The sequence below is a fragment of the Thalassobacter sp. 16PALIMAR09 genome (assembly GCF_000765485.1).
Classification (GTDB): domain Bacteria; phylum Pseudomonadota; class Alphaproteobacteria; order Rhodobacterales; family Rhodobacteraceae; genus Thalassobacter; species Thalassobacter stenotrophicus.
The window spans coordinates 57,771-73,653 of record NZ_JHAK01000003.1; the positions used below are offsets into that span (position 1 = coordinate 57,771).

The following is a 15,883-nucleotide window of genomic DNA, read 5'->3' on the forward strand; positions in this document are numbered from 1 at the left end:
GCCCCTAAACCGGGTTCAAGGCGTTAAAGACCTTGGAGAAGAGGCCGCGTTTGGATGTGTCCGCAACATCTCCGGCGCCGATGTAGGTTATCTCTGCGTTGGCGAGCCGGTTAGAATTAACCACGTTTGCAGGGCTAATATCGCGCCTGCGCACAATCCCGCTGACGCGGACATATTCGTCACCGTTGTTCAGCGTCAGCTTCTTTTGGCCCAGAACCTCTAGGTTGCCGTTGCCCAAAACCCGAACAACGCTGACTGTCACAAGCCCGGTAAAGGAGTTTGACTGCTCAGCGGCGCCAGTGCCCTCAAAGGTTTGTTGCGACCCAAAAGACGGATCAGTGAGCTTTAGAAAACCAGGCAGCTGTGCTGAGATGTTTTCGGATTTATCGGCCGAGGCGGATTGGGACTTGGTCGCTTGGAACGATTCATCCAGCGCGACGGTCACAACATCACCCACCTTTGAGGCGCGCTGTTCGACCGCGAATAGGCCAGTGGCACCGGGGTGATAAATAGCGCCATCTGCAGGGCTGGTCCGACCTGTCGGCTCGGGCATAACGGGGTAATACGCCCGCGAGGCCTGATCTTCCACATAGGTGGAACACCCGGCGACGGCGCAAAGGCAGGTCACGATAGCAAGTTTGGACAAAGTGCGCATTACAGACCTCAGAGGTTATTCGAGATGTAGCGCATCATCTCATCCGATGATGAGATTGCCTTGGAACTGACCTCATAGGCGCGCTGGGTTTCGATCATCTCGACCAGTTGCTGGACGACGTTCACGTTCGAAGATTCAAGCGAACCCTGCATCAGCTTGCCGATGCCCTGTGCCTGAGGTGTGGCGACAGTGGGCAGGCCACTTGCAGCGGTCTCAACGAGGAAGCTCTCGCCCACGGGCTGCAATCCGCGTGGATTGGCAAAAACTGCAAGTGTCAGCTGGCCGATTTCCTGTGGCGTGTTCTGACCCGGTGAACGGACCGAGACGATGCCGTCCTGCGATATGTTCACCTCAAGCGCATCATCGGGGATCTGGATTTCGGGCTGCACCACATAGCCGCTGGCCGTTGTAAGCGTCCCTTCTGCACTGCGTGAGAAAGACCCGTTCCGCGTGTACCCGACCCGGCCATCCGGCATCAGCACCTGAAAGAAGCCCTGACCGTCAATCGCAAGGTCAAACGAGTTGTCGGTGTTCACCATGCCGCCCTGCGAATAGAGCTTTTGCGTGTTAACCGCGCGCACACCCGTCCCGATCGCCAACGCAGAGGTCAGCTGCGTGCCCTCTGACGTTTGATCCCCACCAGAACGATGGACCTGATAGAGCAGGCTTTCAAAATTAACGCGGTCGCTTTTGAAACCGACGGTGTTCAGGTTTGAAAGGTTGTTGGCAATGACCTGCATCCGCGTTTGCTGCGCGTTCAGGCCCGTCTTTGCGACGTGCATGGCGTTGGACGACATTTGCCACTCCGTTGTTTATTTGTTCAGTCTAGGTTTGCAACTGATGTGCCAAACTGAACCGGAGCGGCGAAACTAATCCATCAACCGTTGGGCAGGCGCATCAATTGGCTGGTGCCTTCGTCAAGTTCTTGGGCCACCGAAATGAACTTGACGCTCATTTCAAATTGTCTCTGATTTTCAATGTTTTCCACCAGCGCAGTGATGGTGTTGACGTTGCTGTTTTCCAAAAAACCTTGGGACAAGCGCGCGCGCTGATCAGGTTCTGGCAAGCCGCCGGGGGCCGCGGCGCGGATGTGCCCATCCACGGATTTGATCAGCTGCGTGTCTTCCGCAACTGTGGTCGCAATGATCGGGCCGGGGACAAATGTGCCCTCGGGTAGGCCCTGCAGCTCTAGCTGAATTTGGCCGGTTTCCTCAATCACAATGCGGCGGGCATCGGGCAGTTGGATAGGCTCTAACTCGGTGTCCAGTAGGCGATTGCCTGCGCCATCGATCACGAAACGGTCCGCATCCAACCCAAAATCACCGCGCCGCGAAAGGGCAGCATCACCGCCTGCGGTGGGTGAGATATAGAAATACCCATCACCACGGATCGCGACATCCATCGTCTCACCGGTGCTTTGCAGGCCACCTTGTTCTGAGGAAAACAGCGCGCCGTCGCTTTGCTGGCTGAAGACCCGCGACCGGAACTGATCAAAGGCTTCCAGAAACTTTGCCTCACGCGTGACGGACAGGTCAGCCCGGTAGCCCGGAACGTTCAAGTTCGCCATGTTCTGGGCATTTACGCTTAGTTCAGTCGAGACATTGCGCATGTTGTTCAGCGCGATGTGGATATTACGGTCCATGACTGCTCTTTCCTGAAATAAGGCCCGCGCTGTGCGCGAGCCCTATGATTTACGTCCGGATGTTGATGATCGTCTGCGTTAGCTGCGTAGAGGTCTCAATTGCCTTGGAGGACGCCTGGAAGTTTCGCTGCGCTGTGATCAGGTTCACCAATTCTTCGGTGATATCCACGTTTGAACGTTCCAACGCGCCGGACTGGATGGAGCCAAATCCCTCGGTCCCGGCCTCACCAATCAATGGCTCACCAGAGGATGCGGTTTCAACGAACGTTGCGTTCCCCACCTGCTTCAGGCCGTTTTGGTTGTTGAAGTTTGCCAGCACCAATTTGCCCAAGGGCTTGTTTTGACCGTTCGTATAGTTGGCGCGCAAAAGGCCCGTGGCATCGATGCTCAACCCGTCCAAGCGGCCGGAGGTGAAACCGTTTTGCTCAAGGTTATTCACGGCAAACGGCGTCGCGAGCTGGGAGGACGCGCTGTAGTCAATGTCCAGCGAGATTGAGAACGTATCGCTTTGGGACTCGTAGCGCGTCAGGCCCTGTGGGCTGATCAATTTACCGGTCTTGTCGAACGTCAGCTCACCCTCATCAAGGTAAAGCGGATAGTAGTCTTCGACCAAGTTATCGGGTTCGGAATCGACGATCTCTCCACGTTCATTGACGAACAACGGGATGCCATTTTCGTTGGTGGCCTGCACCAGATTGGCAATCGTCGGGACGCTGCCCACGCCCAGTGGCACGTCATCTAGGCCCAGCTTGACCGGACCCTTGACCCGAATGGTCGAAGTGTCGCCTGTCGTGCCGGTGGTGAACACAAAGTTGTTCTCGGTCGGTTGGTATTTGACAGTCACACCGCCGATGGTTTGGCCGGTTTCGGGGTCCCGCATTTGGTTGATCCGCTGTTCCAGCAGTTCGGCGAGTGTTGTCCCAATGTAGTTGCCGCCGGGGATTTCGATGATTGCGTTCACCCCGTTGACCGACACGTTGAATGTCGTCTCGCGGTTTGCGGCATTCAGGAAGATCGGCTGGCTGTTTAGTGGGTCTTTGGCGGGGCCACCAACGGCCATCGCAGGCTCGGACTTAAGACCTGTACCTTCACGGAAGCTGACGTTGCGACCAAACCCGACACCCATGACGTGGCTGTTGCCGTCCGCCAGCACGCGTGAGGTGATATCGACGGTGTTATCACCCACAATCGCAAGACCGGTCGCGGAGTCGATTTCATACCGTCCGACCTGAATGTTGGATGCCTGTTGGTCTGTCTCAACGCCCATGGCCTTGTTGGCCCGAACTTCTTTGCCGGTCGTGCCGCTTTCAAAGGTAAAGGCACCGGTGTCACGGTCGTAGCGGACTTTGGCGCCAAACCGATCCGGGCCGCTGCCCACAACGCCGCCGTCAAACACAAACGGCTCACCGATGACATTGGTTGCGGCGGTGATGCTGACTTTGCTTGCGTTGGTGGTGCCTGCAAGGCCGACGCCATTGATGCTATCGGCATAACCAGACGAAATCTGTAGGGCAGAGACATCGCTGATCGCGCCACCGGGTCCAAGCGCGGTGTGGTCCACTTTGAACACAATGCTTTGGGTTGCAGCATCATACTGCACTTTGACGGGGGGATTACGCTCATCCACCCACTCCATTTCGATGGCCGAGTTGCTAAGCCCAAAATCCGCTGTGCCGGGGTTATCGGTGCCGGTCAGCTGTGCGGAGAATGTGCCAAACACGCTCTTGCCGGAGCCGTCGACATTAACGTCCGTATAGGCGTGGCGGGCGGCATCGGTTTCGCGCAGAACGATCCGCTGGTTGTTAAAGCTGAGCGGCGAGCCATCAACCGTGAGGTCCTCGCCTTCAAAGAAAGCTTCTACGTCCTTTGCGGGGTCCGACAGCACGATAAAGGGTGTGTTCGCATCGACATTCACAGAGATGTTTTCATCCGGCAGACCAAGATCGCCGGTGGCGACCTGCAACACGTTACCGACTACGGATGTAATCCGGTACGTGCGACCGTTCAGATCAGCGGCCTCAGGATCAGCGCCGAGCAACATGATTGTATCGCCCGCGCTAAAGCCCGCGACAGAGTCCATCGTAATTGAGAGTCGATCCGCTTCGGCGTCATATTCGATTGTGGGAACAGTGTTGTCCTCAGCAACGCTGTTTTGGCGCCCGAATGTGCTGACGGATGGCCGATTATCGAGGTTGCTGTACGCAAGGTAGCGTTGCTCGCTGACGGCGAACGACAGGTTCGTGCCGCTGATTTCACTGTGCACCGTTTTGGGGCCGGAAATTTTTAGCGTGGTGGCGTCGTTACGGTCCGTTGTCACAGAAAGACCCAAAATACCTGCGTCTTGCAACGCCGTTTTGATCTTGGCGGCAACGTCCGCGTCTGTCTCATCCGCGTCAGCTTCGACCGACAGGGACACGCCAAATGCATCCAGCGTTAGCGTTTGGGCTTGGGTGGTGTCTGCGCGGGCCACAACAAGTGACCCATCACTGTTAAACGTCATGTCCGCTGATCCGGGCTGCACCGAGATCAGCTTGTTCACCTCAGCCTCGATCAAGGCAAGAACGTCGGCCGATGAGTTCAAGCCGTTCGCGGGGATCGTCACGACCACATCGCGGTCATCAATGGCGAAGGTCAGGGTCTTATCACCAGTCTGCGTCGCATCAGCCACGGCAGTCGCGGTGAACTTCCCTTCGGAGTAGTCAAATTCCCACAGCTCGGACGTATTGGTCAGGCCTGTCACACCCAAGTCCCGCGTCGTGTATTCAAATTCAAACGACTGCGGCAGTTCCGGTGGATTGGTCAGTTTGGTCGTTGTGGTGATCTTTGCAAACTGGTTGTCCTTGATGTTTGGAACCGCTGGCGTGTTCTCACCCAACTCGCTGTTCAGGGCATCATTGATCCGCGCCTGCGCGTGGGCCAGGAATGTGTCCAACTCAAAGTTGGGCGCGGTCAGGTTGGCAACGTCAATTCCGGCTTGGGTCGACACAAAGCTCGGCTCCAACAGGTCGATAGACACGCTGCTCGGAACAATCGCGTCGCCTTCGTCAGTAGCGGTGAACATCTGAATGTTGATCTGGTCCTCCGCGCCCTTGCGGATCTCGACCTTTTTCTCATCGTCGTAGGCTTCGTTGATCGCACGCTCAACTTCGGCGGCAAGTTCTTCGGCGTTATAGCTGCCGGCACGGATGTCGACACTAACGGGGCGGGTGCCATCGTCGATGTTAACAAGCAGGAAATCGTTGCCCCAATAGACGCCCTGATTGGCAGGATCAGCCTCATGGGTGGCGCCAAATAGCATGGGGTTGGTGACGATTTCGATCTCACGGGTGCCTTCGTCACCAAAATCAAAGCCGCTGGTTTCACCGGATAAAGCCGCAGGTTGGGACGGGACGCGGGTGCGCAATTCGTCCAGCTTATACAGCGGGGCGCTGCGCCCGGTGTCAAAGTAGCTGGGATCAGGCACCGACGTTGTTTGGTTGCCGAATTGGTCGATATAGATTTGGCTGCCCTTGTCATTCACCGCGGGCACAAGGTCGGGGGCAACGACTTCGTCATTGATGACCAGTCGTGTTTCATACTTGTTGGTGGGGTCTTCGGTCGAGGAGCCTTGCGTCTTGATGAAGTACACGGTCGCGATGGTCGGGTTGCCGAGATCATCAAAGATTGTGAATGAGGTCGAGTTGGTAAAGCTCTCGGAGTCGTTGGGGTCAAACGTATAGCCGTCTGCGAACTTGTCTTTTGTGGTGACGACTTCAGCGTTGGCGGGCAGGTTGACGGCCAGATCAACCATCGTCGTCGCCTGTGGATCACCTGAGGTGACTGGCAGCCGTAAGGGCACGGCGCTGTCGATGTCTTTGGCGGTGACAGAGCCGTCTTCGTTCACTGGATAGGTCAGTAGGAACTGGCCTGAGCTGTCCACCACGTTGCGGTTATTGTCCACGTTGAATGAGCCGTTGCGGGTGTAGACGACTTGGGTCGAGGTCAGGCTTGGCTTGAGGGCAAAGAACCCTTGCCCCGAGATCGCCATGTCCAGCGCGTTGAGCGACGATGCGATGTTCCCTTGGGTGAACTGTTGCTTCACCCCCTTGAGGATCGCACCAGAGCCGATCGACGATGTGCTGTTTTGCAGGGGCGAGGTGGCAAAGATGTCACCGAATTCCGCCCGTGAGCGTTTGAAGCCCGTGGTGCCAACGTTCGCAATGTTGTTGGAGGTCGCGGAAATATCGGATTGTGCGCCATTCAGGCCGGTCAAAGCGGTATAGAAAGACATGTTTCTCTCCCAAAACTATTTTTTAAATCGGCGCAGTCGTTACAGACGGAAGCGCATGATATCAGCGGTGCTGAGGTTGCCGTAATCCTCGACTTCGAGGGTGCCAGCGCCGGTAGCGGAGGCGCCAATGACGTCAGCAAAGACATTCGGCGTCAGGCTTTCAGGCCCGTCACCATAGTTGATCGAAACATCCATCCGCACACTGCGCGCGCCGTTGCGATAGGCCTCTGGCAGGTCTTTCCACGCAAAACCGGACATGCCGCTTGCCTGACTGCCCAGATCAATTGAGTGCAGCATTTCGCCGGTTTCGGCGTCCGCGAAATTGATCTGCGTCGCGAGCGAGGTCCGCTCTAGGTCGATGACGCCATGGATTTCTCCGTTGTCGTCAGCGCGCGCAATATTACCCGGCACCAGCACAGAGTGGCCCAGCATATTCACGGATGAAGCCACGCGAAACTGATCCATTTGTTCCGAGATACTGGTCATGGTTTGGTTCATGTCGCTGATCCCAGCCACGGACGAAAACTGCGCCATCTGGGCGATGAAATCACCGTTATCCATGGGGGCGAAGGGGTCTTGGTTCTGGAGCTGCGCCGTCATCAACTTAAGGAAATCCGCCTGACCCAGTTCATCCTTGGGCTCGGCATTTTTCGCTTCGGTCGTGCTGATCCCCAGCTTGGAAAGCAGTGCGTTTTGCGCGCTTAGGCTGTTGTTGTTCACGTCCATCGCTTAATCTCCTACGGCTTGCCCATGTTCACGGTGCGCACCATCAGCGTGCGAAGCGTCGTGACCACTTCGAGGTTATTTTGGTACTGGCGGCTGGCCTCCAGCATATCGACCAGCTCTTCGTTCACATCGACCGGGGCGACGTAGACAAAGCCTTCTTCGTCGGCCAACGGGTGTCCGGGTTCGTGCACGCGCTGAGGGTCTCGGTTCAGGGCGACAACATCGCGAACCTCAACCGAGGCGCGCTGTGCGTTGCGCATGCCATCTTGGAAAACGGTCTGAAATACGGGGCGAAGGGGGCGATATGCGCCCTCGGCCGATCCCGCGCGGGCGTCGGCATTCGCGATGTTGGACGCGACCGTATTCAGTCGCACCATCTGAGCGGCCATAGACCGTCCCGCGATGTCGAAAACGTTCTTAAGCTCCGCCATCATTCCCCCTTAATCGCGGTCATGAGACCGGAAATGCGTCTGTTGAGAAACGTGAGCGTGGTCATGTAGCGCAGAGAGTTTTCGGAAAACTCCATCTGCTCGACTGAGATCTCAACCGTGTTGCCATCAAGCGATGGGTTCAGGGGCTCACGATATTGGACCATATCAGCGCCAACCCCGACCAAGTTATCGACGTGACGCGTATCGGTTTTGCGCACGGGGCTTTGACCCATTTCGCGTGCAATTTCCCGATCAAAATCCAGATCACGCGCCTTGTAGCCAGGTGTGGCGGCATTCGCGATGTTTGACGCCAGCATCGTGTTGCGCTTGTCACGCAACGCCAAGGCAGACGCCTGGAAAGAGATATGTTCTTTAAGTGCATTCATGATTTTTCGACCACGGGCATCCTTTTCTGGTCCGAGATTTGCAAGATGAGTGCCAAACCTCCGGCGGAGATGAAAATGTCGAAAAAAACATTGGCGCCCTATCAAGCGCGGCCCCAACCCAGCCCAAAAACGCTTGCGCGTCAGGCGGATGCATTGTGCGAGCGGGTTCATGCGTTCCTTGCGGATACGCCAGCGCTAAAGGCTGCGGGGGTTTTGTCGGGGTTGCTGGCCGAGACCACGGATCCTGCGACGCGGCTTGCGATTTTGACGACACGGATACAGGTATTGCGGGCGCGGACGATTGCTTGCCAATCGGGCCGTTCGTTGGATGAAGGTCTGACATTGGGCGCGATGTTAGAGGAGCAGAAAGCCAAGCCAGAGCCGCCTCCACCGCCGCCGGAATCAGAGCCCGAGCCGGAAGTGATTGAGGCGTCTGCTCCGCCCGAAGATCCAGGTGAAGAGCAAGATCAACCTATCGCCCAAGGCGAACAATTGGCACAGATCAAGTTGCTGCAAAGCTATGAGCACGAAGGCATTACCCTACCCGAAGGTGCGGTGTTTGCCGTCGCTGCCGCTAAGGCTGAAGAGTTGGTTTCCAAGGGGATCAGCGTCCTTATGCCCTCTGTTGAGGAAGACGGCGCAGAGCAGACGCCGGAGGATCAGGGCAGTGAGGCGGAGGACAATCCCCTCGGTGCTCCTCCCGAAATCGATGATGCGCAACCGGCGGACTAGGCGCAGAAAGGTATCTGGATGCACACCACACTTGTTGCTTTTTCATTCGCGAGTGTCCTGCTCGCAGGTTCGTTGCGAGACTGCGCAAGCCTGACCCGGTTTGAGCAGGAATCCTATGATTGTTCAGCGACGCAGGCGCCGTTCAACAAGCTGACATTCCAAGATATCGCGATTGGTGAAGGCGGCGTTATAGATGGGGCCGAGCCGACACGTGCAACGATTTCTCAATACGGAGGGGATCGTTTGATCGTGGAATGGGGCCGCGACCGATTGGTTATTAATCGCAAAACCGGCGGTGTCACGGTGACCAGAAACGGTGTGCTGCGCAGCTATGCGTGCAAGCGCGCGCAGTTTCAAATGTAGCAAGGAAGTGCGGTCAGCGACTAAACTTTGAATGGTTCTGGACGTTAATATTTGTAGTGAAAAAGGTGCGTTATGGCTGAAATCAAACCCGACATTCTGTCTGCGCTCAGTCAAAATGGCAGTGGGCTGCAACTGCAAAGCCTTGCTTCTAGCCTTGTTGAAGCAGAAACCAGCGGTGAGCGGGTCCTAACGGAGCGCCGAGTTGAGGATGCAAATACCTCGATTTCTGCAATGGGGCAGCTGTCCTCACAAATCGGTTTGTTCAAGGCGGGAATGACCCGTGCCGCAGAGACCGCGTCGCGTTCTGCCTCGTCTACGACAAGCGCGGTGTCCATCGAAGTCACCCAAGAGGCGATTGCGGCAGATGTGTCCGCGGTTGTTGAGGTCATGACATTGGCGTCCCCGCAGGTCACAACATTCCGTTTCGCACAAGGTACTAACAGCAGTTCTGCAATTGAGCCGGGATCGTTTTCGGTGTCTGCGCCCGGTTGGGATGATCGGGCCTCTGTCTCGGTTCCAAGCGATAATGCGACGTTGAATGGATTGGCGCGCGAATTGAACGAGATTGAGGGGCTGACCGTGTCCTTGATCGATACGGGCGGCGGCATGGCGTTGATCGTCAAATCGCAAGATGGAACCCAAAATGGATTGGACGCCACATCCATCACTGCCATTGAAGCCGCCCTCGGGCTGACCGCAGATGGCAGTCAAGGTACGAGCGATGCAGATGAAAACCCATTGGGGGTATCGACGACGATGAGTGCCGCAACGGACGCCAACTTTACGGTGGACGGTGTGGCCGTCACCCGCGGTTCGAACGTCGTGGACGATCTGTTTGTCGGGCACCGTGTGACGGTTAACTCGCTCGGAACCGCGACGCTGACCTCAAGTGAAAGCAGTGGTTCGGTCCGCGAACGGATCACCTCCTTTCTCGGTGAGGTGAATGCGTTGAAATCTTATCTCAACACAGCCACGCAGCGTGGCCTAAACGGGGCAGAGGCCGGGCCGCTCGCGGGGGATATCGCTGCCCAGTCGGTGCTTGGTAAAATTCGCGGGATCACGACGCAGCCGATTCCCGGCTTTGGGGCCGAGCCCGTGTATCTTGCTGAACTGGGGATTATGACGGAACGGGACGGCACCTTAAGTCTGGACGAGGATCGGTTCGAGCGGGTGATGGAAGAGAACCCAGATATTGCACAGGCACTTTTTGCGACGCAGTTCGGATCGGATCAATCTGGATTGACCATCACAGGGTTGTCGTTCGCGCCGCCAAAGCCGGGCAACTACGCGTTGGAGTATGATCCGTCGACATCCCCCGCGACCGCTACACTAGATGGTGCATCGATGAATGTAAGTTCAGATGCGCAGGGTCGGCCGGTTCTAAGTTCGAGCGAAGGTGACACCTATGGGATGCGCATCACACTTGAAAGTGCTGCCGCGATGTCGACCACGGTCCGCTATGGCATCAGCCTTGCGGACATGATGGCCGAATATAGCGACCAATTGGTGGGTGCCGGGGGCATGCTTGCGCGGCGAGAAACCGAGTTGGCACAGGACTTAGAAGATTTTGAAGATCAACTGGCAGAGATTGAGGACAAGGCTGCCGCGTTGACGGAGCGGTATAATGTTCAATTTGGCCGCATGGAGGCGGCAATCGCAAGCCTCAATAAGACTGGTGAATATATGGAATCGTTGATGGAGGCTTGGAACGCCGACCGATAGGGCCAGCGTTCAATCGACTTGCCTGCTTCGTGATGGGACTAGAGCAATGACCGTTCACGACTGATGATTGCGGCATGGGCGCGGTTGCGGGCACCGAGTTTTTTACAAATCGCGCGCATGTGCATTTTCACGGTCACTTCGGTCGCGCCCATTGCGCGGGCGATTTCCTTGTTGGTCATACCGTCGGCAGCAAGGCGCAGGACGTAGATCTCTTTGTCGTTCAGCCCGTGGTTGTCGGCGTCTGTGGTCGAAGACCCCGGAAAGTCGGTTCCGACGGGTACGAAGATTTGGCCGGAGTTGATCAGTTCAATGATGCTGCCAAGCGACCGCAGTGGCATCGTCTTAGCAATCAGGCCGCGCACACCAAGGGCAAGAGCCTTATCCAAAACATGGCGGTCAATCTGCCCGGTGAATAGCACAACGTTCCCGTCACGAGCGGCTTTGACAATCTGGCCCACGCTATCAAGCCCGGTCATACCGGGCATGCGCAGGTCCAACAGCACAACATCGTAGTTGTCTTGGCCCAATAACTTCAGGAGGCCGTCGAGGTCATAGCAAGAACTGACGTCAAAAGTGCCCTCGCTGCGCAGCATCGAGGCGACGGCGTCCGCGAGCAGCTTGTGATCATCTGCGATGGCCAACTTCAACGTTGAGCCTGTATCGTTCGGTTCCGAAGCTCGTTCTTGCAACATCGTCATCCCGTTCACTGTTCATATTCGGACAGACCGCGATACCTTCAAATTCCTTGAAGGGTACGCGACGTCCCACACATCATACTGCCTAATGGCGTCAATATTTCGCCGCTACTTTAGCGTTACAATAGTGACATCCCGCCATTGTGACAGTCCATCTGGTCAGAAATATCCTATGATCAGTTAATTTATCGTTAGATACTGTAAAATTGCTGCAAAAAGTATCTATTGGTTTGGATATCAAACATTTCAAACGAATGGTTATTCCATGAAGCACTTCCGATTTGCCTCCCTTTTCCTCGCGCCTTTGTTTGCTGCTGCCGTCACGACAGCAGCGTCGGCCGATGCGGTTCTGACAGTTACCAATGGCGAAAAAGTCTTGGAAATGGACGCCGCTACGCTGAATGCGTTGCCGCAGGTGTCTTTTGAGACGTCGACGATTTGGACGGACGGGACGATCTCGTTCTCTGGTCCTTCGCTGCGGTCCTTGATGGATCAGGCGGGAATCTCAGACGGGCAGCTGACGCTGACTGCAATTAATGACTATGCGATCCAAGTGTCTGTCGATGAGATTGAGGACAATGCTCCGATTGTCGCTACCTTGATGAACGGTGAGCCTATCAGTCGGCGCGAAAAAGGTCCTTATTGGCTTGTCTACCCATACGATGTTGATGCTAAGTATCAGTCTGAGGTAATTTACGCGCAAAGTATTTGGCAGCTTGTCTCTATTGAGCGAGACGCCGAAAATTAAGGACTGAAATGAGTTTTAAACTTCGCATGCGGCGGACATTCATGCGTCAAGGGGTGGCATTGCTGCTCCTGACGTTTCTTCTCGCGGCATTTGCTATCCTCTTTATAGCTGCGCGTTCGATGAAAATTGAACTCGATGCTCTGGCTTTTGCTGACTCAGATAACTTGGGTTGGAATATCTCGCAACTCGATGTCGACTATCGGGGCTTTCACCTCGCCTTACTCGAGCCGTTGGTCGAGACATCGGACGCTGGTACGGAAATCACATCAGCTGAAATGGAGAATATTCGGCGTTCATTCGATATATTCTACAGTCGAGTTTCCGTTATCAGTGCCACGTTTAAGCGCGTCGGCCAACCTGATGAGATTAGCGGACAAATGCAGCGGGTTGAGACGTATCGAGACGACGTTGCCGATTTAATTGATGCAATAGAGATCCCGACTTCCGCTGACATTGATGCTTTGGTGCAGGCGACCAAGGCCTTGGGTGCGGATGTTCGTCGTCTGACGACAGCCGGAATTCAGTCGTTAGGGGAAGTGGCGTCCAATGCTCGTGTCGTTGAGCATCAAATTTTCCAGCGCTTTTATGTGAAGCTCTTCACTATACTTGGCTTTGTATTGCTGTCCTGCATACTCGCTATCCGTTTGTGGCGCGATCTTGAAAATCGCAATCGCAGGATCGAAATGGCAGCGACCAACGTCAATAATGCAATTGAAACGGCCTTATCGGCTGTCATTTTCCTCGACACCAATGGCATGATTGTCCAGTGCAACCATGCAGCGGAAACCCATTTCGGTAGCGATCGAAAAGAGTTGATTGGGGTGGATTTCATCCACGCCTTTATCGATCGCGATAGCTTGCCGAAATTTTTTGCCTATCGAGACGCTAAAGATACAAATCCCATCCGGTTGAAGGCCCGAACTGCTGAATATCGCGCCTTTCCTGTTGAGTTATCAGGCTCATGGCAAAAAGATGTCGAAGGCAATGATATTTATATCATCTACCTGCTCGATATCTCTGAAAAGTTGGAGGCTGAGGAGAAATTGAAGGCTTCTCGGGATGAGGCCAAGGAAGCTTCTCATGCCAAAAGTCGTTTTCTTGCCACCATGAGCCACGAAATGCGGACGCCGCTTCATGGCCTGATTGCTTCGATGGATATGATCCAGACATCGTCCTTGAGCGATGCTGACCAGCAGCTATTTAAAACAGCCCGTGAATGTAGCACCCGGGCGTTGGAACAAGTTAACGGTATTTTGGATCACACCCGCACGACCCAGATGGAGGAGCGAGAGCATCCCTTCCGCCCCTGCCGGGTTATCCGAGATATCCGCGAGTCTTTGACGCCGCTTGCCACCGCCAACGGTACGTCAATCGAATTTTCGTTTTCCGGTGATGGGGCTGAGGCACGTTTCATTGGTCTGCCGGACTCGTTTTCGCGGGTCATGTACAACCTGATTGGCAATGCGATTAAATTCACGAAAAACGGAGCGATTTTAATTGAGCTAATCGCTATGCAGGGGGACACGCCGGGTGCGCGACGTCTTAATATTGTGGTGAAAGATACAGGCTCGGGCATTGCTGTCGAAGATCAAATTCGCATCTTTGAGCAGTTTGAAACTGCCACGTCTTTTGCCGATGAAAATGCAAAGGGTACGGGCCTTGGTTTGGCCATTGTGAAGCATTCTTTGGCGCAGATGAACTCCACGATCGAACTGCGCAGCGCCCTTGGTCAGGGCAGCCGATTTAGCTTTTCGCTCCACCTTGAGATGGACACAGCACAAGAAGAAACGCCTGGCGCATCGATGCCGCAGGCAGAAACAGTTGTTGAGAATGCAGTGCCCGGCAAAAAGCACGTTCTCATCGTGGATGATAACGCGGTTAACCGTACCGTTTTACGCGAAATGGTGTCGCGATTGGGGCTTAGCCCTGAGTGCGTGACGTCGGGCTTTGAGGCAGTAGATGCTGCAGAAAAAGTGGCCTACGACCTTATTTTGATGGACGTAAACATGCCCGGGATGAGCGGACATGACGCGACCCGAATTATCCGTGCGTCTAGTGGCCGTTCTGCTGAAACGGTGATCTTGGGGGTGACAGCATTGATCCCAACGGACCACGACAAACAGACAGATTCGGGTATGAATGCCATGCTCGCAAAGTCGCTCACGTCAGAGAGATTGCTGGCTGCAACACGTAAGCATTTACAGGCGACAGACGAAGCGGATGAAGAAGAAAGCATTATCGATCTTCTAGATCCAGATACCGCGCGCGAGCTGAAATCTCAAAGCCTTGCAGACGCTAAGAATGCATTGCAAGTCATGACAGATCCGGCCAGTAGCTGGGATGCGCGCGTCGATAAAATTCACTACGCGGTGGGCTCGACCGCTGTTGTTGGCTTCAATTCGCTTAGCCAGTTTCTTGCACAAGCTGAAAGCGCGGCAAAAGCGAAAGATCAAGCGACGCTTGATGCATGCGCTGAGCAAATTCGGAATACGATTTCAGCCTAGCATTTGCCCGCATCATGCGGCGGTTTTGGGGTGCTTTGGGCACATGCCAATTAACTATGAAGGCCCGGTTGTATCCAAAGAGATGGGTTGAGTCCGAAGGTGTGCTGCGTTGAGGCCGCTTGGATGGACTATAATAGTAATAGGTTGGACGCGACAAATCGCGCGAAACATTGGAGTGATCAAATGCAAATTAAAACTGTCAAAGGTGAATTTGTCACCGTCATGGTAACACCCTACCAGACAGCGCGCGGTCGCCTCGTTTCTTTCGTACCTCAGTCTAATAGCGCGACTATCGATGTGAACGGACAGCTTGTGCGTGGTGAGTGCCTGTCCTCAATCCATGATGCTAGGGACGCGGTTCCTCAGTTAGCCTGCGCCTAGTCTGCTCTAGGCGATTCATTTTGGGGTTCATATATTAGGCCTACATTCAGTCGAACCATCCCTTGGATAGGTGTTCGCGAAACAGGCTCTTTGTGCTGTGAAAACGGACTTAAATTGCGTCCGAAAAGCCAACCTCTACATTTAGAACGTTGTTGAGCCACTTAAGCTCTGGCACTTTGGCGAGTGACCACCCAAAGGGTTCTGCCAGAGTTGAATCGTTGCGAAGACGAAAAACAAACGCCCGAAATGCAAGTAGCACGGCTTTACTACTCGTTCCCTGTTTTACCGGGGCAAGGGGGTCAAAAAATAGACCCTTCATTTTGCGCGGCTTTCCGGCACGATCCAACATTATGGAATTATAGATGAAAGCGTTGCAGTAATTGATCGTGTTTTCTTCTTCGATCTCCGCTAGGAAGAACAACATGGCCTCAGCCGCGCTATGCAGTTTCTCTGGGGAGCAATCGCTGTATACTTCGCTGAACGGCTTTGCCATTTTATTGGCATAGGCTTGGATTGGAAGATTACCTTCAACGTAGCGCAGCGCGATTGTTGCGCAGGCTGCATTGAGGATCCAATCAGGAGCGTGGGACATACCTACAAGGCCTAACTAGCCGCACCCATGGCGACG

The 15,883-nt window shown here is 54.8% G+C and carries 14 protein-coding genes; 5 read left to right on the top strand and 9 right to left on the bottom strand.

Annotation, left to right across the window (positions count from 1 at the left end; translation table 11 throughout):
- Positions 1-4: 4 nt before the first annotated feature.
- The 7 genes from PM04_RS07665 to flgB all read right to left on the bottom strand — a co-directional run bounded on the left by PM04_RS07665 (position 5) and on the right by flgB (position 8,110).
- A complete protein-coding gene (locus PM04_RS07665; protein WP_052068363.1) occupies positions 5-655 on the bottom strand; it encodes a flagellar basal body L-ring protein FlgH in 651 nt (216 codons plus the stop codon).
- Positions 656-663: 8 nt separating this feature from the next.
- A complete protein-coding gene (gene flgG, locus PM04_RS07670) occupies positions 664-1,452 on the bottom strand; it encodes a flagellar basal-body rod protein FlgG (protein ID WP_038005453.1) in 789 nt (262 codons plus the stop codon).
- Positions 1,453-1,532: 80 nt separating this feature from the next.
- Positions 1,533-2,297, bottom strand: a complete 765-nt coding sequence (locus tag PM04_RS07675) for a flagellar hook-basal body complex protein (RefSeq protein WP_038005455.1) — start codon at positions 2,295-2,297, stop codon at positions 1,533-1,535.
- 49 nt (positions 2,298-2,346) lie between these two features.
- Positions 2,347-6,567: a flagellar hook-basal body complex protein gene (locus tag PM04_RS07680; protein WP_038005457.1), complete on the bottom strand. Its 4,221-nt coding sequence runs from the start codon at positions 6,565-6,567 to the stop codon at positions 2,347-2,349.
- Between the two features lie 39 nt (positions 6,568-6,606).
- Positions 6,607-7,293 carry a flagellar hook assembly protein FlgD gene (locus PM04_RS07685; protein WP_038005459.1) on the bottom strand — a complete coding sequence of 229 codons (687 nt, stop codon included), beginning with the start codon at positions 7,291-7,293 and terminating at the stop codon, positions 6,607-6,609.
- 11 nt (positions 7,294-7,304) lie between these two features.
- Entirely contained in the window at positions 7,305-7,724 is a 420-nt protein-coding gene (gene flgC / locus PM04_RS07690; RefSeq protein WP_038005462.1) for a flagellar basal body rod protein FlgC, read from the bottom strand.
- Positions 7,724-8,110, bottom strand: a complete 387-nt coding sequence (flgB, locus tag PM04_RS07695) for a flagellar basal body rod protein FlgB (protein WP_038005464.1) — start codon at positions 8,108-8,110, stop codon at positions 7,724-7,726. The genes flgC and flgB overlap by 1 nt, the downstream gene beginning before the upstream one ends.
- 75 nt (positions 8,111-8,185) lie before the next feature.
- Here flgB and PM04_RS07700 point away from each other — a divergent pair, with 75 nt between their 5' ends.
- The 3 genes from PM04_RS07700 (at position 8,186) to fliD (ending at position 10,927) form a co-directional block, all read left to right on the top strand.
- Positions 8,186-8,842, top strand: a complete 657-nt coding sequence (locus tag PM04_RS07700) for a hypothetical protein (protein ID WP_152594015.1) — start codon at positions 8,186-8,188, stop codon at positions 8,840-8,842.
- Between the two features lie 18 nt (positions 8,843-8,860).
- Positions 8,861-9,205, top strand: coding sequence for a hypothetical protein (locus tag PM04_RS07705; protein WP_038005468.1), 345 nt, complete (start codon positions 8,861-8,863; stop codon positions 9,203-9,205).
- Positions 9,206-9,277: 72 nt separating this feature from the next.
- Positions 9,278-10,927: a flagellar filament capping protein FliD gene (gene fliD / locus PM04_RS07710; protein ID WP_038005470.1), complete on the top strand. Its 1,650-nt coding sequence runs from the start codon at positions 9,278-9,280 to the stop codon at positions 10,925-10,927.
- 38 nt (positions 10,928-10,965) lie between these two features.
- Here fliD and PM04_RS07715 read toward each other — a convergent pair whose 3' ends face one another.
- Complete coding sequence (locus tag PM04_RS07715; RefSeq protein ID WP_234702850.1) at positions 10,966-11,625, bottom strand: response regulator transcription factor; 660 nt, start codon at positions 11,623-11,625, stop codon at positions 10,966-10,968.
- Positions 11,626-11,887: 262 nt separating this feature from the next.
- On the opposite strand from PM04_RS07715, the gene PM04_RS07720 reads away from it, so the two are divergent.
- A complete protein-coding gene (locus PM04_RS07720; protein WP_038005473.1) occupies positions 11,888-12,370 on the top strand; it encodes a molybdopterin-dependent oxidoreductase in 483 nt (160 codons plus the stop codon).
- A gap of 8 nt (positions 12,371-12,378) precedes the next feature.
- Positions 12,379-14,874 carry an ATP-binding protein gene (locus tag PM04_RS07725; RefSeq protein WP_038009573.1) on the top strand — a complete coding sequence of 832 codons (2,496 nt, stop codon included), beginning with the start codon at positions 12,379-12,381 and terminating at the stop codon, positions 14,872-14,874.
- A gap of 490 nt (positions 14,875-15,364) precedes the next feature.
- Here the strand turns inward: PM04_RS07725 and PM04_RS07735 are convergent, their stop codons facing one another.
- Complete coding sequence (locus PM04_RS07735) at positions 15,365-15,847, bottom strand: hypothetical protein (protein ID WP_234702849.1); 483 nt, start codon at positions 15,845-15,847, stop codon at positions 15,365-15,367.
- Between the last annotated feature and the right edge of the window lie 36 nt (positions 15,848-15,883).